This is a genomic window from Actinophytocola sp. (assembly GCF_036402745.1).
GTDB lineage: Bacteria > Actinomycetota > Actinomycetes > Mycobacteriales > Pseudonocardiaceae > Actinophytocola.
On sequence record NZ_DASWSJ010000245.1, the window covers coordinates 19,353 to 45,740 of the forward strand.

26 protein-coding genes are annotated in these 26,388 nt (G+C 74.0%); 11 read left to right on the top strand and 15 right to left on the bottom strand.

Going from position 1 to position 26,388, the window contains the following annotated elements; all coding sequences use genetic code 11:
- Positions 1 to 98: 98 nt before the first annotated feature.
- The 8 genes from VGD70_RS23075 to VGD70_RS23110 all read right to left on the bottom strand — a co-directional run bounded on the left by VGD70_RS23075 (position 99) and on the right by VGD70_RS23110 (position 9,413).
- The gene (locus VGD70_RS23075) at positions 99 to 2,741 is read right to left on the bottom strand and encodes an ABC transporter permease (protein WP_331084653.1); all 2,643 of its coding nucleotides are present in this window, start codon (positions 2,739 to 2,741) and stop codon (positions 99 to 101) included.
- Positions 2,738 to 3,460, bottom strand: a complete 723-nt coding sequence (locus VGD70_RS23080) for an ABC transporter ATP-binding protein (RefSeq protein WP_331084655.1) — start codon at positions 3,458 to 3,460, stop codon at positions 2,738 to 2,740. Before VGD70_RS23080 ends, VGD70_RS23075 begins: the two co-directional genes overlap by 4 nt.
- Positions 3,457 to 4,038, bottom strand: coding sequence for a PadR family transcriptional regulator (locus VGD70_RS23085; protein WP_331084657.1), 582 nt, complete (start codon positions 4,036 to 4,038; stop codon positions 3,457 to 3,459). The genes VGD70_RS23080 and VGD70_RS23085 overlap by 4 nt, the downstream gene beginning before the upstream one ends.
- Before the next feature lie 41 nt (positions 4,039 to 4,079).
- Complete coding sequence (locus VGD70_RS23090) at positions 4,080 to 4,922, bottom strand: SAM-dependent methyltransferase (RefSeq protein WP_331084659.1); 843 nt, start codon at positions 4,920 to 4,922, stop codon at positions 4,080 to 4,082.
- A 69-nt stretch (positions 4,923 to 4,991) separates the two neighbouring features.
- The gene (locus tag VGD70_RS23095; RefSeq protein ID WP_331084661.1) at positions 4,992 to 6,359 is read right to left on the bottom strand and encodes an amidohydrolase family protein; all 1,368 of its coding nucleotides are present in this window, start codon (positions 6,357 to 6,359) and stop codon (positions 4,992 to 4,994) included.
- Between the two features lie 309 nt (positions 6,360 to 6,668).
- Entirely contained in the window at positions 6,669 to 7,883 is a 1,215-nt protein-coding gene (locus VGD70_RS23100) for a helix-turn-helix domain-containing protein (RefSeq protein ID WP_331084663.1), read from the bottom strand.
- A 24-nt stretch (positions 7,884 to 7,907) separates the two neighbouring features.
- A complete protein-coding gene (locus VGD70_RS23105; RefSeq protein ID WP_331084665.1) occupies positions 7,908 to 8,546 on the bottom strand; it encodes a methyltransferase domain-containing protein in 639 nt (212 codons plus the stop codon).
- Positions 8,547 to 8,630: 84 nt separating this feature from the next.
- Positions 8,631 to 9,413, bottom strand: a complete 783-nt coding sequence (locus VGD70_RS23110; RefSeq protein ID WP_331084667.1) for an IclR family transcriptional regulator — start codon at positions 9,411 to 9,413, stop codon at positions 8,631 to 8,633.
- A gap of 36 nt (positions 9,414 to 9,449) precedes the next feature.
- Between VGD70_RS23110 and ilvA the strand changes: the two genes are divergently transcribed.
- Positions 9,450 to 10,679 (top strand): threonine ammonia-lyase IlvA, encoded by a 1,230-nt coding sequence (ilvA, locus tag VGD70_RS23115; RefSeq protein WP_331084669.1) that lies wholly within the window; start codon positions 9,450 to 9,452, stop codon positions 10,677 to 10,679.
- A 15-nt stretch (positions 10,680 to 10,694) separates the two neighbouring features.
- On the opposite strand, the gene VGD70_RS23120 is transcribed toward ilvA, so the two are convergent.
- Positions 10,695 to 11,774, bottom strand: coding sequence for an FAD-dependent oxidoreductase (locus VGD70_RS23120; RefSeq protein ID WP_414638033.1), 1,080 nt, complete (start codon positions 11,772 to 11,774; stop codon positions 10,695 to 10,697).
- Positions 11,775 to 11,915: 141 nt separating this feature from the next.
- On the opposite strand from VGD70_RS23120, the gene VGD70_RS23125 reads away from it, so the two are divergent.
- From VGD70_RS23125 to VGD70_RS23135, 3 genes are all read left to right on the top strand, one after another.
- Positions 11,916 to 12,401, top strand: coding sequence for a pyridoxamine 5'-phosphate oxidase family protein (locus tag VGD70_RS23125; protein ID WP_331084672.1), 486 nt, complete (start codon positions 11,916 to 11,918; stop codon positions 12,399 to 12,401).
- A 66-nt stretch (positions 12,402 to 12,467) separates the two neighbouring features.
- The gene (locus tag VGD70_RS23130; protein WP_331084674.1) at positions 12,468 to 12,590 is read left to right on the top strand and encodes a hypothetical protein; all 123 of its coding nucleotides are present in this window, start codon (positions 12,468 to 12,470) and stop codon (positions 12,588 to 12,590) included.
- Between the two features lie 2 nt (positions 12,591 to 12,592).
- Complete coding sequence (locus VGD70_RS23135; RefSeq protein WP_331084676.1) at positions 12,593 to 13,273, top strand: copper homeostasis protein CutC; 681 nt, start codon at positions 12,593 to 12,595, stop codon at positions 13,271 to 13,273.
- On the opposite strand, the gene VGD70_RS23140 is transcribed toward VGD70_RS23135, so the two are convergent.
- The 4 genes from VGD70_RS23140 to VGD70_RS23155 all read right to left on the bottom strand — a co-directional run bounded on the left by VGD70_RS23140 (position 13,266) and on the right by VGD70_RS23155 (position 16,656).
- Positions 13,266 to 14,201: an alpha/beta hydrolase family protein gene (locus VGD70_RS23140; protein ID WP_331084678.1), complete on the bottom strand. Its 936-nt coding sequence runs from the start codon at positions 14,199 to 14,201 to the stop codon at positions 13,266 to 13,268. The two genes, VGD70_RS23135 and VGD70_RS23140, sit on opposite strands and share 8 nt — an antisense overlap.
- Positions 14,202 to 14,264: 63 nt before the next feature.
- The gene (locus VGD70_RS23145; RefSeq protein ID WP_331084680.1) at positions 14,265 to 15,251 is read right to left on the bottom strand and encodes an NAD(P)-dependent oxidoreductase; all 987 of its coding nucleotides are present in this window, start codon (positions 15,249 to 15,251) and stop codon (positions 14,265 to 14,267) included.
- A gap of 44 nt (positions 15,252 to 15,295) precedes the next feature.
- Complete coding sequence (locus VGD70_RS23150; protein ID WP_331084682.1) at positions 15,296 to 15,805, bottom strand: cupin domain-containing protein; 510 nt, start codon at positions 15,803 to 15,805, stop codon at positions 15,296 to 15,298.
- Positions 15,802 to 16,656, bottom strand: a complete 855-nt coding sequence (locus VGD70_RS23155; protein ID WP_331084684.1) for an NmrA/HSCARG family protein — start codon at positions 16,654 to 16,656, stop codon at positions 15,802 to 15,804. Before VGD70_RS23155 ends, VGD70_RS23150 begins: the two co-directional genes overlap by 4 nt.
- 69 nt (positions 16,657 to 16,725) lie before the next feature.
- On the opposite strand from VGD70_RS23155, the gene VGD70_RS23160 reads away from it, so the two are divergent.
- The 5 genes from VGD70_RS23160 to VGD70_RS23180 all read left to right on the top strand — a co-directional run bounded on the left by VGD70_RS23160 (position 16,726) and on the right by VGD70_RS23180 (position 21,547).
- Complete coding sequence (locus tag VGD70_RS23160; protein WP_331084686.1) at positions 16,726 to 17,556, top strand: helix-turn-helix transcriptional regulator; 831 nt, start codon at positions 16,726 to 16,728, stop codon at positions 17,554 to 17,556.
- Positions 17,557 to 17,803: 247 nt separating this feature from the next.
- Positions 17,804 to 19,210, top strand: coding sequence for an FAD-binding oxidoreductase (locus tag VGD70_RS23165; RefSeq protein ID WP_331084688.1), 1,407 nt, complete (start codon positions 17,804 to 17,806; stop codon positions 19,208 to 19,210).
- 72 nt (positions 19,211 to 19,282) lie between these two features.
- Positions 19,283 to 19,990 (top strand): hypothetical protein, encoded by a 708-nt coding sequence (locus tag VGD70_RS23170; protein WP_331084690.1) that lies wholly within the window; start codon positions 19,283 to 19,285, stop codon positions 19,988 to 19,990.
- Positions 19,991 to 20,072: 82 nt separating this feature from the next.
- Positions 20,073 to 20,747 (top strand): DUF6529 family protein, encoded by a 675-nt coding sequence (locus tag VGD70_RS23175; RefSeq protein ID WP_331084692.1) that lies wholly within the window; start codon positions 20,073 to 20,075, stop codon positions 20,745 to 20,747.
- On the top strand, positions 20,744 to 21,547 hold the full coding sequence (locus tag VGD70_RS23180; protein ID WP_331084694.1) for a Rieske (2Fe-2S) protein: 804 nt from the start codon (positions 20,744 to 20,746) through the stop codon (positions 21,545 to 21,547). Before VGD70_RS23175 ends, VGD70_RS23180 begins: the two co-directional genes overlap by 4 nt.
- A 44-nt stretch (positions 21,548 to 21,591) precedes the next feature.
- On the opposite strand, the gene VGD70_RS23185 is transcribed toward VGD70_RS23180, so the two are convergent.
- On the bottom strand, positions 21,592 to 22,731 hold the full coding sequence (locus VGD70_RS23185) for a cysteine desulfurase family protein (RefSeq protein ID WP_331084696.1): 1,140 nt from the start codon (positions 22,729 to 22,731) through the stop codon (positions 21,592 to 21,594).
- Positions 22,732 to 22,899: 168 nt separating this feature from the next.
- Here VGD70_RS23185 and VGD70_RS23190 point away from each other — a divergent pair, with 168 nt between their 5' ends.
- Positions 22,900 to 23,925 carry a peptidoglycan-binding domain-containing protein gene (locus VGD70_RS23190; RefSeq protein WP_331084698.1) on the top strand — a complete coding sequence of 342 codons (1,026 nt, stop codon included), beginning with the start codon at positions 22,900 to 22,902 and terminating at the stop codon, positions 23,923 to 23,925.
- Here VGD70_RS23190 and VGD70_RS23195 read toward each other — a convergent pair.
- The gene (locus VGD70_RS23195; RefSeq protein ID WP_331084700.1) at positions 23,900 to 24,556 is read right to left on the bottom strand and encodes a phosphotransferase; all 657 of its coding nucleotides are present in this window, start codon (positions 24,554 to 24,556) and stop codon (positions 23,900 to 23,902) included. The two genes, VGD70_RS23190 and VGD70_RS23195, sit on opposite strands and share 26 nt — an antisense overlap.
- Before the next feature lie 109 nt (positions 24,557 to 24,665).
- Here VGD70_RS23195 and betA point away from each other — a divergent pair, with 109 nt between their 5' ends.
- The gene (betA, locus tag VGD70_RS23200) at positions 24,666 to 26,321 is read left to right on the top strand and encodes a choline dehydrogenase (RefSeq protein ID WP_331084702.1); all 1,656 of its coding nucleotides are present in this window, start codon (positions 24,666 to 24,668) and stop codon (positions 26,319 to 26,321) included.
- Positions 26,322 to 26,388: the final 67 nt, after the last annotated feature.

Sequence of the window (26,388 nt, forward strand, 5' to 3'; positions counted from 1 at the left end):
GACCTCCTCGTCCCACAATGGTTTCACGACGGGAGGCGCCTCGCTGAACGGCGAGCCGGCCGGCCCCGGGCGAAACTGGGCCGGCCGGCGCACACCGGTTACTCCACTCGCCGCACCATCGGCAGGTTCGCCCTGGTGATGAGCATCGCCACGGCGACCGCGAGCAGCGGCACGACGGCCACGGTGACCGCCAGGTTCTGCCACGGCACGACCATCGCGTCCTGGCCGGTGAGCGGCACCACCGCGTACCCGAGCAACCCGCCAACGGCCACCCCGAGCGCCGTGCCCAGTCCACTGAGGACAAACGCTTGCGCGCCGGCCAGCGTGCGCCGCCGCCGCGGCTGCGCGCCGATGGCCGCGAGCGTCGCGAGGTCGGCCCGGCTCTCCGCGGCCGACAGCGCCACCGTGACGCCCACGCCCAGCAACGTCACCAGCCCGGCACCCGCCGCCAGCCCCAGGCTCGCCGCGCTGATCTCCGCGTCGTTGTTGCTCTGGACCTGCGTGCTGAGACCGTTGTCCTCCGCGGCGGCGATGGCCGCGTCGATCTCGTCCCGGGTCGCCGTCGCGGAATGCGTGACGGCGGTGGTGCGCACCACGGTCCGCCAGCCGAGCGCCGCCGCTTTCTCCGCCGACACGAACGCACCCGGCAGCGCGTAGTAGCTGGTGCCCTCGGGCCGGTGGCCGCGGTACCCGGGCAGCCCGACCGGGGCCACACCGTCCACACCGGACAGCGCGTGCGCGGTGCCGTCGGCGCCGATGAGGCAGTCGTCGAGCGTCACGACCTTGCCCGCGCCGAGCGCCGCCCGCATCGCCGCGTCCGGCTTGCCGCCGGTGGCGACCTCCAGCACCTCCGGGGTGGCCACGCCGACCTCACCCGAGACGTAGCCGCAGGTCTCGTCCGCCGTGCCGACGTAAACCGGCTCCTCGCCGACGAACAGGACCGGGACCTCGCGCACCTTCGCGCCGGGCAGCTCGCCCGCCACGTCCTTGCTCCCCGCGACGAGGTCGGCGCGCACCGCGTCGGCGGTGGAGCCGTTGGTCTCGAGCGCCGGGTCGGACGTCACCAGCACGGTGTTGTCCGGGATGGTCACGAAGTCCTCGGCGCCGGCCGCGGCGAAGGTGAACGCGAGGGTGACCGAGCCGGTCACCACGATCATGATCGCCGCGATCGCCGGCACGGTCCGGTGCCGGTGGCGCCCCGCGTCGCGCACGGCCAGCCGTCCCGACAGCGGCAGTCGCCCGCCGATCCGGGCCAGCGTGCCGAGCAGGCCCGAGGTGACCGTGATGACGCCGACGATCGCGACGAGCCCGGCGAGCAGCACCCCGGCCGTCGGGAGCATCAGGTCGGGGCTCGGGACGTACTGGGCCCCGCCCTCGGCCATCGCGGCGACGTAGTCGGCGATGGAATGCCGCGCCACCAGGCCGGACAGGACGACGCCCGCGATGCCCACCCCCAGGAGGACCACCCCGAGCACCGGCAGCCGGGTGCGCAGCCGGGTGCTGCGGAACCGTTGCGCCAGCGCGTCCACCGGCCGCATCCGCGCCACCCCGATCGCCGGCACCAGCGCCGCCGCGAGCCCGGACAGCAGGCCGATCCCGCCGGCGAGCAGCAGCTCGGGCCAGCCGAAGGTCCAGCCGTCGATCAGCTTGCCGGTGAGCCGTTCCCACAGCGGCTCGGCGAGGACGGTCGCCAGCACGCCGAGGGTGAGCCCGCCGAGCGCGCCGAGCATCCCGAGGAAGAGGCCCTGGGCGAGCACCGTGCGCCGCACGTGCGCGGCGCTGCCGCCGTTGGCGCCGATCAGCCCGAGGTCGCGGACCTGCCGGCGGGCACCGACGGCGAACGCGGCACCCGCCAGCAGCACCACCTCGAGCACCCCGAAGCCGACGACCAGCGCGACCGGCCCGGCCGTCTCCACGAAGTCGCCGCCGGAGACCACCTGCTGGCCCGGGTAGCGCTCCGGGTTCAGGTACAGGTCGCGCGGGTCGAACAGGACGCCGTGCTCGGCGAGCCCCGGCCAGACCGTGGCCGGATCGGTGCCGTCCGGCAGGTCGACGAGGTAGCGCCGCTGCGCCTCGCCGTATCCCTTGGCGCTGCGGGTGAGCGCGGACCCCGGGGGCGCCACCACGGTCTCCAGGCCCAGCGCCTTCGGGTGGACGGCGAGGCCGGTGACCGCGACGGTCGGCCCGTTCTGCGCGGTGACGGTGGCGCCGGGCCGCAGGTCGCCGCCGTCGAGGAGGCCCAGCCGGCCGGCCAGCGACTCGGTCACCAGGGCCTCGCCCGGCCCGTGCGGCAACCGGCCCGCGGCGAGCCGCACCACGTGGTCGGTCAGCGGGTCGCCGACGGTGACCAGGTTCAGCTCCGTGCGGACGATCCGGTCGCCCTGCGCCAGGCGCAAGGAGTAGCCCTCGACGTCGGGCACGGCGCGCGAGCCGGGCGGCAGCAGCGCGGCGAGGTCGACGTCCCTCGGGTCCCGCTCGGGGTCCTTCGACGACGGCTGCGGGTAGGTGCCCGGGAGCCGGCCGGGCAGCGACAACCGGTCGGTGACCTCGGCGATGCCGTCGGCCGAGCCCATCGTCCCCTGTACCCGGTACTCCGGGCCCCTCATCGTGCGCAACAGCCCGTCCATCACCGTGGCACCCGCGATCGGCACCGCGATGAGGCTGGCGATGAGGACCGACCGCCCGAGCTGCCGCCGCACCGACCGCCGGGCTATCCGCAGCGCGGGCCGCCAGCCGCTCACGAAGCGCCCTCGAGGAGGCTGTCGACCGCCGGCGCGGTGCCGGTCTCGTCGACCACGCGGCCGTCGCGCAGGAAGACGATCTGGTCGGCCCACGCGGCGTGCCGGGCCTCGTGAGTGACCAGCAGGCCGGCCGCGCCCGCGTCGCAGCGGGCGCGGATGACCCGGAGCACCGCCTCGCCCGTGTGCGAGTCGAGCGCGCCGGTGGGCTCGTCGGCGAGCAGCAACCGGCGCTGGCCGACCAGTGCGCGCGCGATCGCCACCCGCTGCTGCTGGCCGCCGGACATCTCGTCGGGGAACCGGTCGGCGAGGTCGTCGACGCCGACCTCCGCCAGCGCGGTCATCGCCTCGCCCATGGCGGTCCTGGCCCGGACGCCGTCGAGCTCGCGGGGCAGCGCCACGTTCTCCCGGGCGGTGAGCGCGGGGATGAGGTTGAGGTCCTGGAAGACGTAGCCGATGCTGCGCCTGCGCAGGGCGGCGAGGCCCGCGCGGGTCTGCTCGCCGAGCCGGATGCCCTCGACCATGACCGCGCCCTCGGTCGGGCTGTCGAGCCCGCCGGCCAGGTGCAGGAGCGTGGACTTGCCGGACCCGGACGGGCCCATGACGGCGACGAGCTCGCCGGGCCGGACGCCGAAGCTCACCCCGTGCAGGGCGTCGACCGCGGTGGGGCCGGCGCCGTGTACGCGGGTGACGCCGCGCAGCTCGAGTGCGTAGTCGGTCACCGGGTGACCTCCGTCCGGGGTTCGGCCGTCTCCGTGGCCTTCGCGGGGTTTGCCGGTCGTGGCGCGAACCGGGCCAGCCGGGTCTCGGAGTGGTCGAGCCAGCGCACCTCGGCCTCCGCCCGGAAGACCATCGAGTCGAGCACCAGCAGCCAGGCCAGGTCCGCCTGCTCATCGGCGGTCGCCTTGAGCCGGGTGAGCTCCTGGAGGTGGCGCAAGGTGGCGGTGCGCTGGGCCTGGACGACCGACCGCGGGTCGACGCCCGGTGTCGTCACCGCGAGCGCGATCTTGATCGCGAGCTCGTCGCGGGGCCGGGCGTCCTGGGTGATCGGGGTGGTGAACCAGCGCACGAGGTCGCCGCGACCGTCGTCGGTGAGCTGGTAGACGACCTTGCCCTGCTCGTCGGCCTCGCCGGTCTCGGCCACCAGGCCGTCGCGCTGCAGCCGGGACAGGGTTGTGTAGACCTGGCCGATGTTGAGTGGCCAGGTAGCGCCCGTGGAGCGCTCGAACTCGGATCTGAGCTGGTAGCCGTACATGGGCGCGCGTTCCAGCAGTGCCAGCAGGCCGTACTTGATGGACATGGATACTGAGTATGCATACTCGGTATCTATCGCGCAACTCGTCAGCCCTTCGCGGCGCCGACGAACCGCTCGATCTCCGACACCGCGAGGTCGCGGCCGGCCGGCTCGACGTAGCGGCGCCGGTACTCGGCGGCGCCCAGCTGCTCGCGCTCGGTCCAGCCGTACTCGGCGAGCAGCGGGCCCACCTCCTCCGGCGCGAGGCCGAAGTGCCACAGGCGCTGCCGCTCGACGAAGTCCGCGTAGGCGCCGTCGGCCCCGTAGCGGTTCGTGCCGTCGAGGAAGTCGCGCCGGACGTAGGTGAGGACCAGCCGGCTGCCGGGCGCGGCCTTCGCGAGGACGGCCAGCGTGCGCCGGACGCCGTCCTCGGTGAGGTACTGGGTCACCGCCTCCCAGGTGAACATCGCCGGCCGGTCGAGCCGGAACCCCTTGGCGGCCAACGCTTCCAGCAGGTCGCCGGTCTCGAGGTCGATGGGCACGAGCCGGACCTGGCCCGCGGCCCGCTTGGCCGCGAGGTTGGCCGGCAGGTCCACCTCGTACGCGGTGACGCCGGTCGTGCGAGAGGCCCGCGTGTCCATCCCCGCGCCCAGCACGACGAGCTGGTCGATGCCCGCGTCGACCGCGGCCGCGACCTGGTCGTCGGCGTAGCGCTTGCGGCAGAGCACGCCGCCCCAGAGGCCGGCGGCCTTGCGCTCGGTCGTGCGGACCAGGCGGTCGCGCAGCACGTGCCAGCGGCAGGCCCGGACCAGCAGGGCGAGCGGCGGCGGGAGGAACCGGATCGCGAGCGGGTCGTCGAGGATCCGCCGCCCGGCGGGCTCGAACCGCTCCACCGCCGCGATGATCATGGGCCCGAACGCGGTCCGCGCCGCGGGTGGCCTGCGTGCCATGCCAGCTCCCCGGGACGAGTTGCCAGTCATTTCAGTTTCCACTGAAACAACGAGCGTGTCACCGCCCGGTCAGTTGCTGTGTACTACTCGCCCGGCCACCACGGTCGCCGCCACCATCGTCGCGTCCAGGATGCGCAGGCCCTCGGCCAGCGGCACCGCCAGCAGGCAGAGGTCGGCGGGCGCGCCCACCTCGACGGCGCGGGGCCGGGCCGGCGCCGAGGCGTGGCCGAGGAACAACCCGAGCGCGCGCTCCGGGTCCAGCCGCTCGTCGGGTCCCACGACCACGCCGGAGGTCGTGCGCCGGGAGGTGGCCGCGGCGATCGCGGCCCACGGGTCGAAGTGGCCGAACGGCGCGTCCGTGCTCCCGGCCACCGGCACGCCGGCGTCGAGCAGCGACCGCAGCCGCCACAGGTCGGCGATGTCCCGGCCGTCGACCTCGGCGAGGTAGGTGTCGCCGCGCTCGGCGATGAAGCCCGGCTGGGTGACGACGACGAGCGAGCGCAGCCGGGGGATCAGGTCGGCGGGGATCACCGCGCCGTGCTCGATGCGGTCGCCGGGAACCGAGCCGGCCTCGGCGAGCGCGGACAGCGTCGCGACGAGCTCGACCACCGTCATGCAGTGCACGGCGACCGGCCGGCCCGCGGTGTGCGCGGCGTAGAACCGGGCGGCCAGCACGCCGACCGACGGGAGCGAGGAGTCGTCGAGGAGGACCTTCACCGGGCCCAGCGGCAGCCGGTCGCTCACCACGCCGGGCGGCGCCATGCAGTGCACCCGCTGCGGCAGCCCACCGGACGCGAGGAAGTCCACATCGGACTGGGTGAGGTCCGAGGTGGCCTCGGTGAACCCCGTGATGCCGGCGGCGGCGGCCCGGTCGCCCACCGCGGCCAGGGACATCGCGACCCTCGGCAGCCGGGACGCGAGCCAGCTGTCGAGGCGGAACAGCCGTCCCGTCGGCCGGCCGAGGTCGTCCCGCTCGACCCCCGACAGCCCGGACCCGGCCGCGTCGACCGCTTGCAGGGCAAGGGAGTTGAGCATCCACAACACCCCGCTGCGATGCTGCACCCGCACCGGCCGGTCGGCGACCACCGCGTCCAGCTCGACCCGGGTCAGCGGCCCGGCCACGGACTCGTGGTACCCGACCGCCCGCACCCACTCGCCCGCCGACAGCCCTGCGGAGGCCGACAGCAGCGCGGCCACGAGGCCGGACCGGTCCCGCACGACCGGCGGCCCCACCGGCACGGACGCGAGCGCGCCGGCCATGGCCCGCAGGTGGACGTGGTGGTCGTGGAGGCCGGGCAGGAGCGCACCCCCGTGGGCCTCCAGCACCGACTCGCCGCCGACCGGACGCAGGCCGGCCCCGGACGCGACGACCCGCCCATCGGCCACGCGCACGCCGACGCCGGTTCGCCCGGCGACCTCGGCGTCCACGATGAGCACCTGGCCAGTGTGCGTCCGCGTTCGGGCGGGCGCCAGCGTGGGGCCAGGGTGGGGGGGTGTGCCGGGTGGCCGTGGTGGTCCGCCACTCGCTCGGCCAGGTTGTCCACAGGCCATCGCGCGCGGACCGAAACCGTCGGTGCCGCCGAATAGACTGGAACGCGGGGGGCCCCCGCGAGTCCCGAGCTGTCCACAGGGCCGCGGCGGACCGGCCGGAATCGTCGGTTCCCGTCCGTAGGCTGGAAACCGGGGCCGGAGGCCACGGCCCGGTCAGGCCGGGAGCCGAGTGGCCGGGTCAGGGCGGTGGCTGGGTCAGGTGGGGTGGCCGGGGTCGTCCGGTTTGCGGTGGCCGCCGTTCGGTAGGTCCAGGGCCATCAACGCGTAGGACACGGTCAGCGCGGTGTCGAAGTCCTCCAGTGATCGGCCCAGCAGGCTCTCCACCTTGGCCATCCGGTTGATCACCGTGTTGCGGTGGCAGTAAAGGCGCTCCGCCGCGGCGGCCGGGGACCGGTTCGTGCGCAGCCACGCGGACAGGGTCGTCAGCAGCGCCTGCCGCTCGCCCTCGGGGAGTCTCAGCAGCGGGCCGAGCACCACGTCGACGAGTCGGTCGGCCAGGTCGGGGGAGCGCACGAGCAGCGCCGACGGCAGCCGGTCGTCCAGGCGGGCGGTCGCGGGCTCGCCGGCGGGGAGCGTGCGGAGCGCGAGGACGGCCAGCTCGTGCGCGGTGCCGACCTCGCCCAGCCCGTGCGCCCGCGGGCTCACGCCGACCCGGTCGTGGATCGCCGCGTGCAGGAGGTCCAGCAGCTTGTCCGGCTCGTGGTGGCCCAGCGCGACGAGCCCGACCGTCTGCCGGGCGTGCGGCTGCCAGATCGAGCGGACGCCGCTGACCGCGAGCATGTCCTCGGCCGCGGCGAGGCCCGGGCCGCCGTCCCGGGCCAGGTCGGTGACGATCACGAGGTACTCGCCGTCCGGCGGTAGGTCCAGCTCGGCGGCGGCCTCCGCGGCGAACGCGGCGTCGCGGGCGCGGCCGCGCAGCAGGTCCGCGAACAGGGTGAGCCTGCGGTGCTCGTCGAGCCTGCGCAGCTGCAGCTCCGTGCGCCGGTAGGCCCGCGCGACGGCCGAGGACGCCTCGTCGACGACGGTCCACACGGCCGCGGCGACGTCGACCATGTCGTCCCAGCAGATCGTGCCGTCCTCCTTGGCCACCTGGGCCAGCGAGCGCCACACGACCCGGCCGCCGATGCGGAAGGACCGGAGTACGGCCTCCAGCGGCGCGCGCCGCTCGGCCCGGCGGGTGCCGGTGACGACGGCGGCGTCGAGCGGGTCGATGCCGGGCGGGACGATGTCGCCGAGCATCTGGAGGACGCGCTCGAGGTTGTCCCGGCACGACCGGTGCAGCTCGTCGGGCGAGACCAGCTCCGCGTCGACGTAGCCGGCGTTCTCGTCGAGGATCTCGTGCACCAGGTCGTCGGTGAGCGCGTCGAGCCGCAGGATGACCTGCTGGGTCAGCCTCCGGGTCAGTTCCATGACTGTTCAACGACCGAACGGCGCTCACGTTCTGCGCAGGACCGCCCAGAGTCCCCAGCCGGCCTCGGCGGAGACCGCGTCCCATTCGGACCCGTCCGCGTCGCCGAGCGCGGTGGCCACGGTGTCGACGGGCACGTGGTGCGGCGCGTCGGTGCCGAGCGCGTTCGACCACACGACGACGCCGTCGCGCGCGAGCACCCGGGTGACCTCGCCGGCGAACAGCGGCGCGTCCCCGAGCACGACGGCCGCGGCCGCGCGGTCGCCGACCGGAAGGCACGCGGCGTCCGCGACGACCCGCCGCGGCGCGGTGGAGCGCCTGATCATCTCCTGGGTGAGGTCGAGGCAGAGGACGTCCGGCCACACGCCGGCCAGCCGCGGGGTGAGCAGCCCCGTCCCGCAGCCGACCTCCACGCAGAGCCCGGCCGGCCACGGCCCACCGCGCGCGAGCGCGTCCGTGAGCGGCACGGGCCGGTATCCGCCCCGCTCGCCGTCCCATACCGGCGCCAGCTCGGTGTAGCGGCGGACCACCTCGCGGGCCGCGTCCCCGGACCAGGACCCCGGATCCTCGGCGAGCGCCCGCGCCGCCGCCTGCGACGCCACGGCTTCGGGCCGGACGGGCTTCCCGGGCGCGGCCTCGATGACGCGCGAAAGACTCCGGATCATCGCCCGATCATGCCACCGGGGCTCGAATCGCTTGCGGGCCAACCAGGACGCGCACGCCAGCGTCTCCGCGGTCCCGTGCGGGGGTCAGTGCGGGAACCGGCCGCCGAGCGCGCGGGTGATCCGCTCGGCGTGCTCGACCACGAGGCCGACCCACTCGACGCACTGGTCGTACGGCATCCGCAGGGTCGGGCCCTGCACGGTGACCGAGCCGACCAGGTCGGCCGCCGCGTCGAACACCGGCGCGGCGAGGCCCGACGCGCTGTCGACCCGCTCGCCGACGGTGATCGCGTACCCGTCGGCCGCGGTCTGCTTGATCAGCTTGCGCAGCTCGTCGCGGTCGGTGACCGTGCTGTCGGTGAGCTGCGGCAGCTCGTGGGCCAGCGCCTGGTCGGCCAGGTGCGGGTCCCACGCCAGCAGCACCCGGCCCGACGCGCCGACCGTGACCGGCGCGATCCGGCCCACCGACATCTCCCGGCGCAGCGCGTGCCGGGTCTCGGCGACCGCGATGCACACCCGGTGCGGACCCTCCGCCCGGAAGAAGCAGGCGGTCTCCCCGGTAAGGTCGCGGAGGTCCTTCAGGACCGGGTTGACCACGTCGAGGACGTCCAGATCCTTGGCCGCGGTCGCCGCCCAGCACGCCATCTTGACCCCGATCCGGAACCGGTCGTCGGTCCGGTCGAGGAAGCCGTCGGCGACGAGGTTGGTGACCAGCCGCTGGACGGTCGAGGCCGGGATGCCCGTGGCCTGCTGGAGGTCGCGGAGCGTCAGTGACGGTCGGTGAAGCGTGAACGCGTTGAGGATTTTCGCGATCTTGCCCAGCACGAGCAGCGGCGTGTGGGTACCCGGTGGGGTCACGGGATCGCTCATGCTGACGAACATACGACAAGGAGGCTGGTCGGTGTGGTGAGCGCGGCCGAGGTCGACGCGGCGGCGGAGCGGTTCGCGGGCGTGATCCCGCCGAGCCCGCTGCAGCGCAACGAGCGGCTCTCCGCCCGGCACGACCTCGACGTCTGGCTCAAGCGCGAGGACCTGAACGCGGTCCGCTCGTACAAGGGGCGCGGGGCGTTCAACTTCCTCAGCGGGCTCTCGCCGGAGCTGCGCTCGCGTGGCGTGGTGTGCGCGAGCGCGGGCAACCACGGGCAGGGCGTGGCGTTCGCGGGTGCCGCGCTCGGCGTGCGGGCCCGGGTGTACCTGCCGCGGACCACGCCGCGGCAGAAGCGGGACCGGGTGGCGGGGCTCGGCGGCCGGCACGTCGAGGTGGTCGTCGAGGGCGACACCTACGACGACGCGGCGGCGGCCGCCCGCGCGTTCGCGGCGTCCTCGGGCAGCACGCTGATCCCGGCGTTCGACGACCCGCGCACGATCGCCGGGCAGGGCACCGTGGTCAAGGAGGTCGTGGCGCAGCTCGGCCGGGTGCCGGACGCGGTGGTGGTGCCGGTCGGCGGCGGCGGGCTGCTCGCCGGGACGCTGGCCTGGCTGGGTCCGGGCGTGCGGGTGATCGGCGCGGAGCCGGCGGGTGCGGCGAGCATGGCGCACGCGTTCGCGTGCGGTCGGCCGGAGCCGCTGGAGCACCTCGACCCGTTCGTCGACGGCGCCGCGGTCCGCACGGTCGGCCAGCACACGTTCGAGATCGCGTTCGCCGCCCGGCCGATGCTCGTCGCGGTGCCGGAGGGCCAGATCTGCGTGGAGATGCTGGACCTGTACCAGTCCGACGGGGTGATCAGCGAGCCCGCCGGCGCGCTGGCCTCGGCCGCGCTCGCGCAGGACCTCGGCCTGCCCGCCGGTGCCACGGTGGTGTGCATCCTGTCCGGCGGCAACAACGACGTCAGCCGGTACGCGGAGATCGTGGAGCGCGCGCTGATCTTCGAGGGGCGCAAGCACTACTTCCTCGTCGAGTTCCCGCAGGAGCCGGGCGCGCTGCGCCGCTTCCTCGACGACGTGCTCGGGCCGGACGACGACATCACGCTGTTCGAGTACGTGAAGCGCAACAACCGCGAGACGGGGCCGGCGCTGGTGGGCATCGAGCTGGGCCACCCGGAGAACCTCGAGGCGATCCTGAAGCGGATGGCGCAGGCACCACACCGGATCGAGCGCGTACCGCCGGACAGCCCGCTGTTCACGTTCCTGGTCTGAGCCGGGCGCTGGGGGCTACGCGGCGACCGGGTCCAGCAGCGCCCGCAGCTCGCGGACCGCCGCGCGGCCCGCTCGGTTGGCGCCCACGGTGCTGGCCGACGGGCCGTAGCCCACGAGGTGCAGCCGCGGCTCGGCGACCACGCGGGTGCCGTCCATGACGATGCCGCCGCCGGGGGTGCGGAGCTTCAGTGGCGCGAGGTGGTCGAGCGCGGGCCGCCAGCCGGTGCACCAGAGGATCACGTCCGCCTCGAGCGTGGTGCCGTCGGGCCAGGCGACGCCGGTCGGGGTGATGCGGGCGAACATCGGGTGACGGGTGAGGATGCCGCGGCGCTGCGCCTCGACGATCTCCGGGGTGAGCGACAGCTCGGTCGCGCGGACCACGCTGTGCGGCGGCAGCCCGGCCCGCACCCGCTCGTCGACCCGGGCGATGATCTCGCGGCCGTAGTTCTCGGTGAACGGCTCCTCGCGGAACACCGGCGGCCGGCGCGTCACCCAGGTCGTGTCGGCGGTGTCGCCGATCTCCATCAGCAGCTGCACGGCCGAGGTCCCGCCGCCGACCACGACGACGCGCTTGCCGGCGAGCTCGGCGGGCCCCCGGTAGTCGGCCGTGTGCAGCTGCCGGCCGAGGAACTCCGACTGGCCGGGGTAGCGCGGCCAGAACGGGCGGGTCCACGTGCCGGTCGCGTTGATCACCGCGCGGGTGGACCACGTGCCCGCGTCGGTGTGGACGAGGAGGCGGTCCCCGGGCCCGTACCGGACCGCGTCGACCGCCACCGGGCGGTGCACGTCGAGGCCGAACTCGCGCTCGAAGGCGGCGAAGTACGCGGGCACCGCGACCGAGGCCTGCTCCTCGGGCGCCGGCGGGTCGAAGTGCATGCCCGGCAGGTCGAAGATCCCGTGCACGGTGGCCATCCGCAGTGTCGGCCAGCGGTGCTGCCACGCCCCGCCCGGCGCCGGGTCGGCGTCGAGCACGGCGAAGTCCAGCCCGGCCCTGCGCAGGAAGTACGCGCTGGACAGGCCCGCCTGCCCGGCCCCGATCACCACGACGTCCGTCTGCTGCACGCAAGGCACAACACCGCCGGCCGCGCCACCCATCCCGCGGCCGACGGAGATCACAGCCGAGATCACAGCCGAGGTCACAGCCGGAAAAGTTAGCGCGGCAGGTAGAGATGGTGTCGCCGGCTCCGTCCACCTCACGAATGCGCCACGATGGGCGCCGACAACGAGGAGAACGACATGAACGAGGCAGACGTCGCCGCGGTGCTGGCCAAGCCGATCTCGCAGGAGCTGCTGGGCTCGTCGATCCCCGCGCGGTTGGCCTACGTCGGCGTCGACGGCGACCCGCGGGTGGTCCCGGTCGGCTTCTGGTGGACCGGTTCGCGGCTCGTGATCGCCACCGTGCCGGCGTCGGCGAAGGTGGCGGCGCTGCGGAAGAACCCGCGGGTCGCGATCACCATCGACACCGAGGGCTACCCGCCGCACGTGCTGCTGGTCCGCGGCGCGGCCACGCTCGAGCTGGTCGACGGGGTGCCGGAGGAGTACGTCGAGGCGTCGCGCAAGCTGGTGCCGGCCGAGGCGTTCGAGGGCTGGGAGGCGGGCGTGCGCGCGCTGTACACGCGGATGGTCGTGATCACCGTCGAGCCGGACTGGGCCAAGCTGCTGGACTTCGAGACCACCATCCCCAAGGCCGTCGAGGACCTGGTGCGGGCATACCAGGCGTGAGGAGGCGATCATGACCGGTTCCGCGCGCTCGACCAGAAGCTCGTCGGCGACGGCGAGCTGATCGAGATGCAGGCGCCGACCGGGCCGGAGCCGGCCGAGGTCGTCACGTTCGACGGGCAGGGCGGCCCGGTCGTCACCGACGGACCGTTCCCCGAGGCGGCGCGGCGCCACCAGCGCGGCGGTGCGTGATCGTGCGGGTGGAGATCAGTGTCGAGTCCGTCGCCGGGGTGCGGGTCGCCGTCGCGGCGGGGGCCGACCGGGCCGAGCTGTGTGCGGGGTCGGCGGTCGGGGGGCTCACGCCCAGCCGGGGGCTCGTCGAGGCGGCGGTCGCGGCGGCCGGGGGGATCGAGGTGCACGTGCTCGTCCGGCCCCGGCCCGGCGACTTCCGCTACACCGCCGACGAGCTGGGGGTCATCGAGCGGGATATCGGGGTCGCTCGGGAGTGTGGGGTGGCCGGGGTGGTCGTCGGGGCGCTCGACGGGGACGGGGAGCTGGCGGTGCCGTTCCTCGGTGCGGCCCAAGGGATGCAGACCACGCTGCACCGGGCCATCGATGTCTGCGCGGACTCCCGGCGCACGCTCGACCGGGCGATCGAGGCGGGGTTCACCCGGGTGCTCACCTCCGGGCGCGAGCGGTCGGTGCTCGACGGGGCGCCGCTGATCAGGGAGCTGGTCGAGCGGGCCGCCGGGCGGATCCAGGTGATGGCGTGCGGCGGCGTCCGCGCGGACAACGCCCGGCGGGTGCTCGCGGCGACCGGTGTCGAGGACCTCCACGCGGCCCCGCGCAGGCCGGTGCGCGGGGCCGGTGGGCTCTTCGGCGACCACGACGAGACCGACCCGGACGCCGTCGCGGCCCTCTGCGGGATCAGGTGATCGCGCGCACCAGCATCGGCAGCGAGCGATGCAGCGCCCGCTCCCAGTACGCCCACGCGTGCCGGCCCGGGCCGTAGAAGTCCGTCGTCACGCGGACGTGCTCGGCCCGCAGCCGCGACGCCAGCGCCTCCGACTGCCCACCCAGCAACTGCTCCAGCCCGTCGGGCCGCGCACCCGGCGGGTCGAGCGGGCCCGGCTGGCCGTTGCCGGTCGACAGGTACACCGGGATCCCGCGCAGCCGCCTCGCCAGGTCGTACGGGTTGTGCGCGGCCCACGTCCCGGCCTGCGCCACGGGGTCGCCCCACAGCGCGTTCGGGTCCGCGCCCGTGCCGGCGACGATGCCCTGCACGAGGTCGGGGCTCGACGCCGGGTGCACGACGCCACTGTAGGACGCCGCCGCCTCGAAGAAGCCGGGATGCCGTGCCGCGTAGGACAACGCGCCGAAGCCACCCATCGACAGGCCGGCGACCGCGCGCTCGTGGCCGGACCGGTACTGGCGCTCGACGAGGCGGCGCAGCTCGGTGAGGTGGAACGTCTCCCACGCCGGCCCGGACAGCCAGTCCGAGTAGAACCCGGCCGGACCCGCCTCGGGCATCACGATCAGCACGTTCGTGTGCGCGGTCAGGTCGGTGACGTCGGTGTTGTTGGTCCACGACCGGAAGCCCGTGTCGCCGTCGCAACAACCGTGCAGCAGGTACAGGGTGGGCCACGTCCGGTGCGGGAACCGTTGCCAGTCCGGCGGAAGCAGCAGCCGCACCCCCACGTCCCGGCCCACCGCGTCGGAATGGACGGTCAGCTCGACCAGCCGGTCGCCGAGCCTCTCCTCGTGGACAACCCACGCCCCCGAGCTCGTCGTCGCCGCCGCGGGCAGCGTGAGCACGAGGTTGACCAGCAACACCAAGGCAAGCAGGAATCCCCGGAATCGCATGCAGGACCTCCGTTGGTCGCGAACAGACCCATCCTGCGCGCCGCCCGAGCGTCAGGCAAGGGCTTACCTCACGGTGTACGGCCCCGTCGACTCCGCGTGGTAGCCCTTCGCGCCGATCTCCGCCGCCAGCGGGCTGCGGAAGTCCTTGCCCGCGGCCACTTCGTTCAGCACGTGGCCGAAGTCGTACCGCGGCCGCCAGCCCAGGACGTCGCGGGCGCGGGTGTTGACGTAGACCCGGTCGATCGTGGGGAACATCCGCCAGCCGCGGCTCGCGTACACCCGCGGCTGGTCGGGATACCGGCGGGCCACCACGGCCGGCGCGTCGCGGCGCAGGTCCGGCAGGTCCGCGCGCTCGAACGGGGTCGTCGCGCTCACGATGAGGCGGTCGAAGCCCAGCGCCGGCGCCCGCGCGAGCGCGAGCAGATGGGCGTCGACCACGTCGGCGATGTCCACGCGGCGGTACAGGTACTCGTTCGCCTTGACGTTGGCGTCGGGATACGCGGTGCGGACGTCGGCGCGGTCGTCGGCCTCCGGGAAGAACCGCGAGGTGCGCAGCACGACCACCGGCAGGCCGTGGTCGCGGTGCACGAGCTCGCACAGGTTCTCCGCGGCCGTCTTCGTGACGCCGTAGACGTTGCGCGGGATCGGCACGACGTCCTCGGTGACCCACGCCGCCGGCTCACCCGCCCGCGGGGTGAGCGCCCGGCCGAAGGTGCTGGTCGTGCTCGTGAACACGACGCTCTCGACCCCGGCCGCCACCGACTCCTCCAGCAGGGCAAGCGTGCCCGTCACGTTGGTGTCGACGAACGCCTGCCGGCCGTGCGAGCCCACGTGCGGCTTGTGCAGCGTGGCCGGGTGCAGCACCGCCGACACCCCGGACAGGCACGCGCGCACCACGTCCCGGTCCGCGATCGAGCCGACTACCGTGGTGAACGGCGAGTCGAGCACGTCGACCCCGACCACCGCACGGCCCGCCGCGCGCAGGACCCGGACCAACGCCTCACCCAGGTGCCCGGCACTGCCGGTCACCAGCACCTTCCCCGCCGACATGCGGGCCACCCTACGGGGACCGGGCCCTGCGGGTCAGATCATTTTCACCGGCCGGGAACGAGCGGGGTGAGCTGCTCGATGTCGTGGCGCCGCCGCAGCTCGGCGATCGCGGCCTGGTCCGGCGGGCCGCCGCCGGCCAGCAGGTCGCCCATCTCCCGCAGGTAGTCCTCGTGCCCGGACGGCGCGACGAGGAACAGCATCCGCGCCGGCGTCGAGCCGGGGTTCGCGAAGGCGTGCGGGCAGCCGGCCGGCACGTACATCAGGCTGCCGGGCCCGCCACGCGCGACCTTGGCGCCGGACGCGGACTCCCAGCGCTGCCAGTCACCCGAGGTCCGCACCCGCGGCTCGAACGCCAGCAGGTCCAGCTCGCCGTCGAGGACGTAGAACAGCTCCTCGACCTCGCCGTGCAGGTGCGCGCCGACGTCGAAGCCCGGCTGCACGTTCGCCTCGAACACCGACCACCGCGCGGACACGTCCGCGCCTACCTTCAGCGTCATCCCCGCCGCGGTGATCAGCCCGCCCTCGCCCGGCGCCAGCACCAGCCCGTCCGTCACGCTTCCTCCAGCCAGGTGTCCATTGTGGAAAGTCCGGGGTGCCGCGCGCGGAGGGCGGCGAGGTCGGCCCGCTCGCCGGCCCGCGAGTCGAACCACGCGAACATCCGCGCCACCTCCGGGTCGAACGCGCGCACCCGGTCCAGCGGTACCTGCTCGAAGCGCGCGGGTGTCCCGCTCGCCTTGGCGAACCGGTCGGCGATCTCCGTCCCGGTCAGGCAGTCGCCGGCGATGACCACCGGCCGCTCGGCGGGCTCGTCGAACGCGTGCGCGGCCAGCGCGCCGATGTCCCGGATCGCGATCAGCTGCAGGGGCGTGTCCGGCCGCAGCGCCAGGCTCACGACCAGCTCGCCGTCGACGAGCGCCGGCTTGGTGTGCGTGGCGAAGTTCTCCATGAAGAACACCGGTCGCAGGATCGTCGCCGGCACGCCCAGCGACCGCAGGTGCGCCTCGACCTTGCCCTTGCTCTCCACGTGCGGGATGCCGGTGCCCTGGTCCGCGCCGGCGACCGAGCTGTACACGAGGTGCCCGACCCCGGTCTCCGCGGCGACCTCGGCGACGGCCCTGCCCCGCCGCTCCTCCGCCGCGACACCCTCGGCGGACACCCGCGACCCGGCCATCATCGACAGCACCAGGAACACGCCGTCGACCTCACTCATGGCCGCCCGCAACGACTCCCGCTCGTCGAGGTCGCCGACGACCAGCGACGCGCCCGCCGCCGCGAGGTCGACCGCCGCGGGCCGGCCGGGGTCGCGGACCAGAGCATGCACCGTGCGGCCACGGGCAAGCAGCGCGCGGGCGGTCGCGCCGCCCTGCTGTCCCGTCGCGCCGATCACCAGAACCGTGTCCGTCATGAGGTGGACGCTAGCCAGCGGCGCCCGCTCTAGCCTGGTGCGAACACCACCACCCAGGAGGACGGTGTCATGGACCGCACCGAGCTGGCCGCGTTCCTCCGCGCGCAGCGGGCGCGGCTGCAACCCGCCGACGTCGGCCTGCGCGACGACGGGAAGCGCCGCCGGACGCCGGGCCTGCGCCGCGAGGAGGTCGCCGCGCTCGCCGGGGTGTCCGACACCTGGTACACGTGGCTGGAGCAGGGGCGCCCGATCATGGCGTCGGTCCAGGTTGTCGACGCGCTCGCCCGCGCGCTGCGGCTCGACCCCGACCAGCACCGGTACCTGCGCACGCTGGCCGGACTCAGCACGCCCCGCGCGGAGACCGTCACCGACGGCGGCGACCCCCGGCTGCGCCGCCTCGTCGACGCGGCCGCCCCGAACCCCGCCGTGGTCTACGACTGCCACCTCGACTTCCTGGCGTGGAACACGGCCTACCTCCGGGTGCGCCACGACCCGGGCGCGATGCCGCCGGCGCGGCGCAATCTCGTGTGGATGATGTTCACCGACGCCGAGAACCGTGCCCGGATGGTCCACTGGGAGCCCGCCGCCCGGTCGGTGCTGAGCCAGTTCCGCGCCGCGGTCGGCCGGGTCCCGAAGGATCCCCGGTTCGTCGAGCTGGTGTCCGCTTTGGACGATGCGAGCCCGGAGTTCCGCGCCTGGTGGCCGGAGTACCCGATCCGCGACTTCAAGCCGGTGACCGTTCTGATCGAGCACCCGGCCGCGGGCCGGGTCGGCCTGGACATCTACCAGCTGCGCCCGGTCGAGTACCCGGACCTGCTGTTCGTCCTCCAGATCCCGGCGGGCGAGGACGACCTACGGCGCGTGCGCGAGTTGCTCGGCGAGGACCCGGTACCCCGGTAGCACGGCACCGTCAGCGGAACCACCGGTCCTGCTCGTGGGGAAGCCCGGTACAGCTTTCCGCGAGCGCGGCCGCCATGGGCGCGACGAGGTGACCCAGCCCAGCCGCGCGGTGGCGAGCTGTCCGGCGAATTCCGGACGGAACAGGTGTCGCGGTCGGGAAATCATTTCCCAGACCGTTTCCGTAACGATTCCGAGAAAGGAGACGACCCCCTTCCATCAGGTGAGCCAGGGGGCTTGGAGATACGGAATGACACGGAATCTGGTCCAGCCGGCGTCGATCGACGCGCTGCGCACGGAATTCGGTGGCCGAGTGGTGACGCCGCTGGAAAACGACTACGAGGACGTTCGCGCGGTTTTCAACGCGATGGTCACCGCCCGTCCGCAGGTGATCGCCCAATGCGACTCGACGGCCGACATCCGGGCCGCGCTCGCCTTCGCCCGGGACAACGGGCTCGAGGTCGCCGTCCGCAGCGGCGGGCACAGCGTCGCCGGCGCGTCCCTCGCCGACGGCGGGCTGGTGATCGACCTGCGCAGGCTCAACGGCGTCACCGTCGACCCCGAGCTCGGCACCGCGCGGGTCGGGGGCGGCGCGATCTGGGCCGAGCTGGACCGCGCGACCCAGGCCCACGGCCTCGCCACCACCGGCGGCCGGGTGTCCACCACCGGCGTCGCCGGGCTGACCCTCGGCGGCGGCTCCGGCTGGCTCGAGCGCAAGTTCGGCCTCACCTGCGACAACCTCATCTCGGTCGACCTCGTCACCGCCGACGGCCGCGAGGTCACCGCGAACGAGCAGGAGAACCAGGAGCTGTTCTGGGCCCTGCACGGCGGCGGCGGCAACTTCGGCATCGCCACCGCGTTCACCTTCCGCCTGCACCCGCTGCCCGAGTTCTCGATCGCGCTGCTCCTGTGGCCGGCCGACCAGGGCCGCGGCGTCGCGGGCGCGTACCACTCGCTGCTCACCGGCGCGCCCGACGAGGTCGGCGGCGGGCTGTTCTTCATCACCGGCCCGCCCGAGGAGTTCGTGCCCGAACACCTGCACGGCACGCTGTGCTCCGCGGCGCTCGTGACCTACACCGGCCCGGTGGCGCGGCTGCGCGAGCTCATCGCGCCGCTGCTGGCGATGGCTCCCGAGGGCCGGCTCGTCACCGACATGCCCTACGCCGACTTCCAGTGCCTGCTCGACGCCCCGCCCGGGCACCGCAACCACTGGTCCGCCGAGCACCTGACCGCGCTGCCGGACGAGGCGCTCGACCGGTTCTGTGAGCGCGCCGAGGACATGGTCGTCCCCTCGCCCTCGCAGCACATCCTGCTGCCGCTGGGCGGCGCGGTGGCCCGCGGCGCCGCGTGGCCGGGCTTCGACCGGGGCAACAAGTGGGTGGTCCACCCGCTGGGCCTGTGGGCCGACCCGGCCGACGACGACCGCGCCCGCGCGTGGGCCCGCAACCTCCGGGCCGACATGCACCAGTGGGCGACCGGCGACGTGTACCTCAACTTCATCGGCGACGAGGGCGAGGACCGGGTCGTCGCGGGCTACGGCGTCGAGAACTACCAGCGGCTCGCCACGCTCAAGGCCGAGCTCGACCCGGACAACGTGTTCAACCGCTGGCACAACGTCCGGCCGGCCCGAAAGGGCAACCCGCTCGCGGGGGTGTGAACCGGTTCGCCGTCCCGCTCGTGTGTGTGGGCGAGCCGGTGACGGCTCAGCGCGCATGAGGAGGAGAGAGCCGTGGCACTACGCGGGCCTGTGGTCACCGCCGTGGTCGTGGTGGTTGGACTTGCCGGGTTCATGACCGTCAACTCGGTCGGCGGCTTCGTGGTGGCGAGCAACGACACCGCCGAGCAGTCGTCCGGGGCGAATACGAAGACGGCGCCGCCGTCGGCGTCGGAGTCGGCAGCGCCGGCCGCGCCACCGGTGACGAGCAGCGAGGCACCGCCGACGACCGAGGCGCCACCCCCGCCGGCGTTCCCGGCCGAGGTGGCCTACGCGGGCAGGGCGAAGACGAGCCCGCTGGCGATCGCCGTCGTGGTGAAGGGGGCGGAGGCCGCCGGGTACCTGTGCGACGGCGCCAACGTCGAGTCCTGGCTGCGCGGCACCGCCCAGGCCGGCAAGCTCGACCTCGCGTCCAAGGACCAGTCGAGCCACCTCGTCGCGGGCCTGGAGGGCAAGAACATCACCGGCACCGTGACGTTCGGCGGCAAGGACCTGCCGTTCACCATCGGGGTCGCCCCACCGCCGACGGGCCTCTACCGCGGCAAGGGCGGCGACACCACAATCGGCTGGATCGTGCTGCCCGACGGCACCCAGGTCGGCATCTCGACCTCCGGCGCCCGGTCGGCGCCGGCGCCGAGGCTCGACCCGGCCATGGGTGCCGTGACGCTGAACGGAACCCGGATCGCGGCCGCGAAGGTCGCCGGCGACACGACGTTCGGCTAGACCGTTGGTCCGCCTAGGGAGAGCACCACATGAGCGAGCTTACGAGCGAATCGACGACACAGGGCGCCCGCGAGGGGGTGTCGTGAGTACGCACGACTTCGGGCCTACGGGGCCCGAGCCGGACGCGGACGTGACGCAGCGGGTACCCGGCGCCAACGCCGGCCCGCCGACGGGGTGGGACACCGGCGCGTGGGACTTCGAGGCCGAGCCCGAGGAGCAGCGCACCGGCATGCGTGGCGTGCTGGTCGCGCTGGCGATCGGCTCGCTCGTCGCGGTCGCCATCGGGGTCTACGGCGGGCTGCACGAGGGGACCGGGCAGGCGTTCAACCTCGCCGGGTTCTCCAGCGGCCTGCACGCGAAGGCCTGGCTCGCGTCGATCGTGGTCGTGCTGGTGATCGTGCAGCTGCTGTCGGCGCTCGCGATGTGGGGCCGGCTGCCGGGCGCGCGGGGCGGCGGGCGGGTCTCCGCGATCCTGCACCGCTGGTCCGGCCGGGTCGCGGTGCTGGTGTCGCTGCCGGTGGCCGCGCATTGCCTGTACGCGTTGGGGTTCCAGGCGTTCGACACGCGGGTGCTGCTGCACTCGCTGCTCGGCTGCTTCTTCTACGGGATCTTCGTGTGCAAGATGCTGGTGCTGAGCCGGGAGGACAAGCCCGGCTGGGTGCTCCCGGTAGTGGGCGGGGTGGTGTTCACCGCGCTCGTCGGCCTGTGGGTGACGTCGTCGTTGTGGTTCTTCACCGAGTTCGGGGTGTCATTGTGACCAATGTGGACGGGATCGCCACAGGGGTGCCGCGGCGGACGGCCGTGGCCTGCGGCGTGGTGCTGGCCGGGGCGGCGGCCGGCTGCGCGCGGTACGGCGGGCGGGCCGCCCCGCCCACCGACGCGCCGCCGGCCGTCGGGAACACCGGCGTCGTGCTCGGCGAGGCCTCGGCCGTGCCGGTCGGCGGCGGCACGGTGTTCAAGGAGCAGAAGGTCGTCGTGACACAGCCGGCGAAGGGGGAGTTCAAGGGCTTCTCCGCGGTGTGCACGCACCAGGGCTGCGTGGTGGCCGAGGTCGCGGACGGCACGATCAACTGCGGCTGCCACGGCAGCAAGTTCGGCGTCGAGGACGGCGCGGTGAAGGCCGGTCCGGCGACCAAGCCGCTGCCGGCCCAGGAGGTGTCGGTCGCCGCCGACGGCAAGCTCACGACCGGCCCGGCGCAGAACGCGCCGCAGACCACGCCGCAGACCACCGAGCCGCAGACCGAGACCAGCGCGGCCGCCGCGGCGCCGCCGCCGGGCCTGGCGTCGACCGCCGACATCCCGGTGGGCGGCGGCAAGGTCTTCGAGGCCGACGGGGTCGTGGTCACCCAGCCGAAGACCGGCGAGTTCAAGGCGTTCTCCGCGGTGTGCACCCACCAGGGCTGCACGGTCGCGACGATCACCGGCGGCACGATCAACTGCCCATGCCACGGCAGCAAGTTCAAGGTCGCCGACGGCTCGGTCGCCAAGGGCCCGGCCTCGAAGCCCCTGCCCCCGCGGACCGTGACGGTGACGGGGGACCAGATCTCGGTCTCGTAGTCGGTCGCATGAGCACGGGCCAGGCCGCGGGCCGCCCTGCCGCGTTACGAGAGGGCGGGGCTGTGCGACATCAGCTCGCGGGCGGCCCGCGCCACCTCCTCCGCCGTCGTCGTGCGGCCCAGGGTCAGGCGTAGGGCGCAGCGGGCGCGCTCCGGCGGGATGCCCATCGCGGTGAGGACGGGGGACGGCTCGGTCACGCCCTCGTGGCAGGCCGAGCCCGTGGACGCGGCGACGCCCGGTGTGGCGGCGAGGAGCTCGTCGCCGGGGAGGCCGTCGATGCTCACGTTCAGGGTGTTGGGCAGGCGCTCGGTCGGGTGGCCGTTGAGGTGGACCCGGCCGGGCAGGGCCTCCTCGAGGCGCCGGTGCAGCAGGTCGCGCAGTGGCCGGAGGTCGGGCACGTCCCGGGCGATCCGGGCGGCCTCGCCGAGCGCGACGATGAGGGCGACGTTCTCCGTGCCGGCCCGCAGCCCGCGCTCCTGCCCGCCGCCGTAGGTCGACGGCTCCAGCGCGAGGCCCGCGCGGACGTACAGCGCGCCGACGCCCTTGGGCGCGTACATCTTGTGCCCGGTGATCGTCAGCAGGTCGACCCCGAGGTCCGCTGTGGACAGTGCCAGCTTGCCGGCGGACTGGGAGGCGTCGGTGTGGAACAGGGCGCCGCGGGCGTGGGCGAGCGCCGCGAGCGCGCGGATGGGCTGCACGGTGCCGGTCTCGTTGTTGGCGTGCATGATCGACACGAGCACGGTGCGGTCGTCGAGTGCGGCGTCGAGGTCGGCCGGGTTCACCAGGCCGTGCTCGTCGACGGGCAGGCGGGTGACGCGGTAGCCGTGCAGCCGCACGAGGCTGTCGCACACCGCGAGGACGGCCGGGTGCTCGGTCACCTGGGTGATGACGTGGTCGCCCGGGTTCGCCAGCGCGGCGCCGCGCACGGCCAGCGTGTCGCCGTCCGAGCCGCCGCCGGTGAACACGATCTCCTCCGGTGCGGCGCCGAGCAGCCCCGCGACCTTGGCCCGCGCGGCGGCGACGGCGTCGTGCGCGGCGCGGCCGTAGAGGTGGCCGCTGGAGGGGTTGCCGAAGTGCTCGGTGAGGTAGGGCAGGCAGGCCTGCGCCACCCGCGGGTCGATCGGCGTGGTGGCGTTGAAGTCGAGGTAGATCGGCGGTCCACCCCACGGCGACGGTTCGCTCATGGTCCGCAAGCTACCCGCGGCCACGACCGCCGCGGTCCGCGCCGTCCTGGCCCACACCCGGTCGGCCACCGAGTACCCGCGCCTGCGCCCCTAACGCTGCCCCTTCGGGGCGGACCTGAACCGGGCGCCGACCGCATCGTTGGGCAAACCCGACGAAAGGGGAGCGGCATGCCCAGACCAGCGGTTCGGCAGGGCGACTTCGACAACAACGACGTGCGGTTGCTCCAGCGGATGCTGCGCGACCTCCACTACCCCGTCGGCCAGATCGACGGGGACTTCGGGCCGGTCACCGAGGCCGCGCTCGTCTCCTACCAGAGCGACCACATGATCGGCGACCCGCCGGGCGTCTGCGACGTCAACACGTGGGCCGCGCTCGAGGCGCAGTTCGGCGACCTCGACGGGTTGCGGTCCGAGGAGAGCGTCGAGGACTACGTCGACGACACCTACGGCACCGCGCACAGCTCGATGGACCCCGACCAGCAGCTGGCCCGGCTCGCCGAGTCGGCCAACGAGCAGCTCGCCGCCGCCGGCGTGCCGCACGTCCCGATCCGGTTCGGCGACGCCGGGACCAACTGGGCCGTGTTCGACTGGCGCCCGTGGTCGGTGACCGTCAACCGCGACCTCTACGTCCAGGCGCAGGAGGCCGGCAACGCGTCGGAGAACATGGACACCATCTACCACGAGTCCAGGCACGCCGAGCAGTGGTGGACCATCGCCCGCCTGCTGGCCGGCCTCTACGACCTGGACGGCGCCGCGATCAACACGCGCACCGAGCTCAACCTCGACATCGCCAACCAGGCCGCCAAGGACCCGATCCTCCAGTCCAACACCAAGACCGACGCCGCGATCCACTGGTACGAGCAGACCTTCGGCACCTCACCCGTGCCGGCCGGCGTCGACGCGCCCCGCGAGGCCGACGCGGGCGCCACCGGCGGCAGCGTCAAGCGCCAGGTCCGCGAGTACGTCGAGGGCGGCCCGGCGACCGGTCGCGCGGTCCTGCGCCGCGGCCACGAGGACGCCGGCGAGATCCGCTACCTGCAGGAGCTGCTGATCTACCGCCACTTCCAGCCCGGCCGGGTGGACGGCGACTTCGGCCCGATCACCGACGCCGCGGTGAAGGCGTTCCAGGCCAGCCGCGGCCTCGAGGACGACGGCCTGGTCGGGCGGCTCACCTGGGAGGCGCTGCTGCCATGAGCGTCGTGAGCGTGGGGGCGTGGCGCTCCATCCAGCCGACGTAGCCGGCGAAGATCGCCGCCGCGTCCGCCCGGTCGTGCGCCAGGTGGTCGGCGCGGGCCCGGCGGAACCGCGCGGCGATCTCGTCGACCACCTCGGCCGGGTCGGGCCAGCCGTAGGCGTCGAGGAACACCCGGGCGCGGTGGGCCTGAACGGCGAGCGGGCCGCCGGACGCGCCGATGTCGGCGAAGCACCAGACCGCGTGACCGACGTCGCGCACCCGCGGGCCCGGCGCCACGCCGTCGTCCCAGTCGATCAGCGCGACCGCCCGCTCGCCGGCGAAGACCGTGTTGTGCGGGCCGAGGTCGCCGTGCAGCACGACCTCCTCGCCGCCGGCCAGCCCGGTGCCCGCGGTGGCGTCGTGGAAGCCGCGGACCAGCCGGCCCGCGCCGGCCACCTGGAGGTCGGACAGCGCCGCCGCGTCGGCGGTCACCGTGCCGTCCACATAGGACAGTATGGCGCGCCCCCGCGCGTCGGTGCCGAGGAACCGCGGCGCGCCGTCGAAGCCGGCCGCCGCCAGGTGCCGCAGCACCGCGTGCACGTACGGCGACCGGTCGTGCGGTGGCCGGCGCACCGTGTCGCCGACCCGCACGACCCCGGGGTGGTGCCGCCCTCGAGGACCTCGTCGCCGGCCACGGGCTCACCCTAGATGACACTGCGCAACAGCGTGCGTATCGCGCAACCTGTCGTACCATCCTCGGATGACTTCCGGGCGGTACGACTTCGTCATCGTCGGGGGCGGCTCGGCCGGCTCCGTGCTCGCGAACCGGCTCTCCGCCGACCCCGCGAACCGGGTGCTGGTGCTCGAGGCGGGGCGGCCCGACTATCCGTGGGACGTCTTCATCCACATGCCCGCGGCGCTCACCTTCCCGATCGGCAGCCGGTTCTACGACTGGCGCTATTCCTCCGAGCCCGAGCCGGCCATGCACGGGCGGCGCATCTACCACGCGCGCGGCAAGGTCCTCGGTGGCTCCAGCAGCATCAACGGGATGATCTTCCAGCGCGGCAACCCGATGGACTACGAGCGCTGGGCGGCCGACCCGGGCATGGCGGCGTGGGACTACGCGCACTGCCTGCCCTACTTCTCCCGCATGGAGGACTGCACGGCCGCGGCGGCCGACGACGAGTTCCGCGGGCACGGCGGCCCGCTCGTGCTCGAGCGCGGGCCGGCCACCAACCCCCTGTTCGCCGCGTTCTTCGAGGCGGTGCAGCAGGCCGGCTACCCGCTCACCGACGACGTCAACGGGTTCCGCCAGGAGGGCTTCGCGCCGTTCGACCGCAACGTCCACAGAGGACGGCGCTGGTCCGCGTCGAAGGCCTACCTGCGCCCGGCCCGCCGCCGCCCCAACCTCGACGTCGTCACCCGGGCCATGGTCACCCGGATCCTCTTCGCCGGGGACCGCGCGACCGGCGTCGAGTACGGCCGGGGCCGCCGCGTCGAGGCCGGCGAGGTCATCCTCTGCGGCGGCGCCATCAACACGCCCCAGCTGCTGCAACTGTCCGGTGTGGGCAATGCGGGCGAGCTGCGGGCGCTGGGCGTCGACGTCGTCGCGGACCTGCCCGGCGTCGGCGAGAACCTGCAGGACCACCTCGAGGTCTACATCCAGTACGCCTGCACCCAGCCGGTGTCGATGCAGCCCTACCTGAAGTGGCGGCACCGCCCGTGGATCGGCGCCAAGTGGCTGTTCCTGCGCAGCGGGCCGGGTGCGACCAACCACTTCGAGGGCGGGGGCTTCGCGCGCGGCAACGCCGAGGTCGCCTACCCCAACCTGATGTTCCACTTCCTCCCGATCGCCGTGCGCTACGACGGCTCCGCCCCGGCCGGCGGGCACGGCTACCAGGTGCACGTCGGTCCGATGTACTCCGACGCGCGGGGCTCGGTGAAGATCACCAGCACGGACCCGCGCGAGCACCCGGCGCTGCGGTTCAACTACCTGACCACCGACCAGGACCGGCGCGAGTGGGTCGAGGCCGTGCACGTCACCCGGGACCTGCTCGACCAGCCCGCGCTCGCGCCGTTCAACGGCGGCGAGATCTCGCCGGGCCCGGCGGTCCGGACCGACGAGGAGATCCTCGACTGGGTCGCGCGCGAGGGCGAGACCGCGCTGCACCCGTCGTGCACGGCGAAGCTGGGCGTGGGCCCGGACGCGGTCGTCGACCCCGGCTCGATGGGCGTGCACGGGCTGGCGAACCTGCGGGTCGTGGACGCCTCGGTGTTGCCCTACGTCACCAACGGCAACATCTACGCACCGGTCATGATGGTCGCCGAGAAGGCCGCGGACCTGATTCTCGGTGACACACCGTTACCTCCGGCAGCCGTCGAGTTCTATCGATACCAAGGTGAACAACACTCTTGACGTTGCTCGCGCGGTAGACAAGGGTTTCCCCATTAAGCACTAGCGTGCACGATACGCAACGCCACGA

Excerpts from the sequence above, each read along its gene's own strand:
- VGD70_RS23085 (WP_331084657.1), bottom strand. The coding sequence starts at position 4,038 with ATGTCCATCAAGTACGGCCTGCTGGCACTGCTGGAACGCGCGCCCATG.
- VGD70_RS23090 (WP_331084659.1), bottom strand. The coding sequence starts at position 4,922 with ATGGCACGCAGGCCACCCGCGGCGCGGACCGCGTTCGGGCCCATGATC.
- VGD70_RS23100 (WP_331084663.1), bottom strand. The coding sequence starts at position 7,883 with ATGGAACTGACCCGGAGGCTGACCCAGCAGGTCATCCTGCGGCTCGAC.
- VGD70_RS23105 (WP_331084665.1), bottom strand. The coding sequence starts at position 8,546 with ATGATCCGGAGTCTTTCGCGCGTCATCGAGGCCGCGCCCGGGAAGCCC.
- VGD70_RS23110 (WP_331084667.1), bottom strand. The coding sequence starts at position 9,413 with ATGAGCGATCCCGTGACCCCACCGGGTACCCACACGCCGCTGCTCGTG.
- VGD70_RS23120 (WP_414638033.1), bottom strand. The coding sequence starts at position 11,774 with ATGGGTGGCGCGGCCGGCGGTGTTGTGCCTTGCGTGCAGCAGACGGAC.
- VGD70_RS23125 (WP_331084672.1), top strand. The coding sequence starts at position 11,916 with ATGAACGAGGCAGACGTCGCCGCGGTGCTGGCCAAGCCGATCTCGCAG.
- VGD70_RS23130 (WP_331084674.1), top strand. The coding sequence starts at position 12,468 with ATGCAGGCGCCGACCGGGCCGGAGCCGGCCGAGGTCGTCACGTTCGAC.
- VGD70_RS23140 (WP_331084678.1), bottom strand. The coding sequence starts at position 14,201 with ATGCGATTCCGGGGATTCCTGCTTGCCTTGGTGTTGCTGGTCAACCTC.
- VGD70_RS23145 (WP_331084680.1), bottom strand. The coding sequence starts at position 15,251 with ATGTCGGCGGGGAAGGTGCTGGTGACCGGCAGTGCCGGGCACCTGGGT.
- VGD70_RS23155 (WP_331084684.1), bottom strand. The coding sequence starts at position 16,656 with ATGACGGACACGGTTCTGGTGATCGGCGCGACGGGACAGCAGGGCGGC.
- VGD70_RS23160 (WP_331084686.1), top strand. The coding sequence starts at position 16,726 with ATGGACCGCACCGAGCTGGCCGCGTTCCTCCGCGCGCAGCGGGCGCGG.
- VGD70_RS23165 (WP_331084688.1), top strand. The coding sequence starts at position 17,804 with ATGACACGGAATCTGGTCCAGCCGGCGTCGATCGACGCGCTGCGCACG.
- VGD70_RS23185 (WP_331084696.1), bottom strand. The coding sequence starts at position 22,731 with ATGAGCGAACCGTCGCCGTGGGGTGGACCGCCGATCTACCTCGACTTC.
- VGD70_RS23190 (WP_331084698.1), top strand. The coding sequence starts at position 22,900 with ATGCCCAGACCAGCGGTTCGGCAGGGCGACTTCGACAACAACGACGTG.
- betA (WP_331084702.1), top strand. The coding sequence starts at position 24,666 with ATGACTTCCGGGCGGTACGACTTCGTCATCGTCGGGGGCGGCTCGGCC.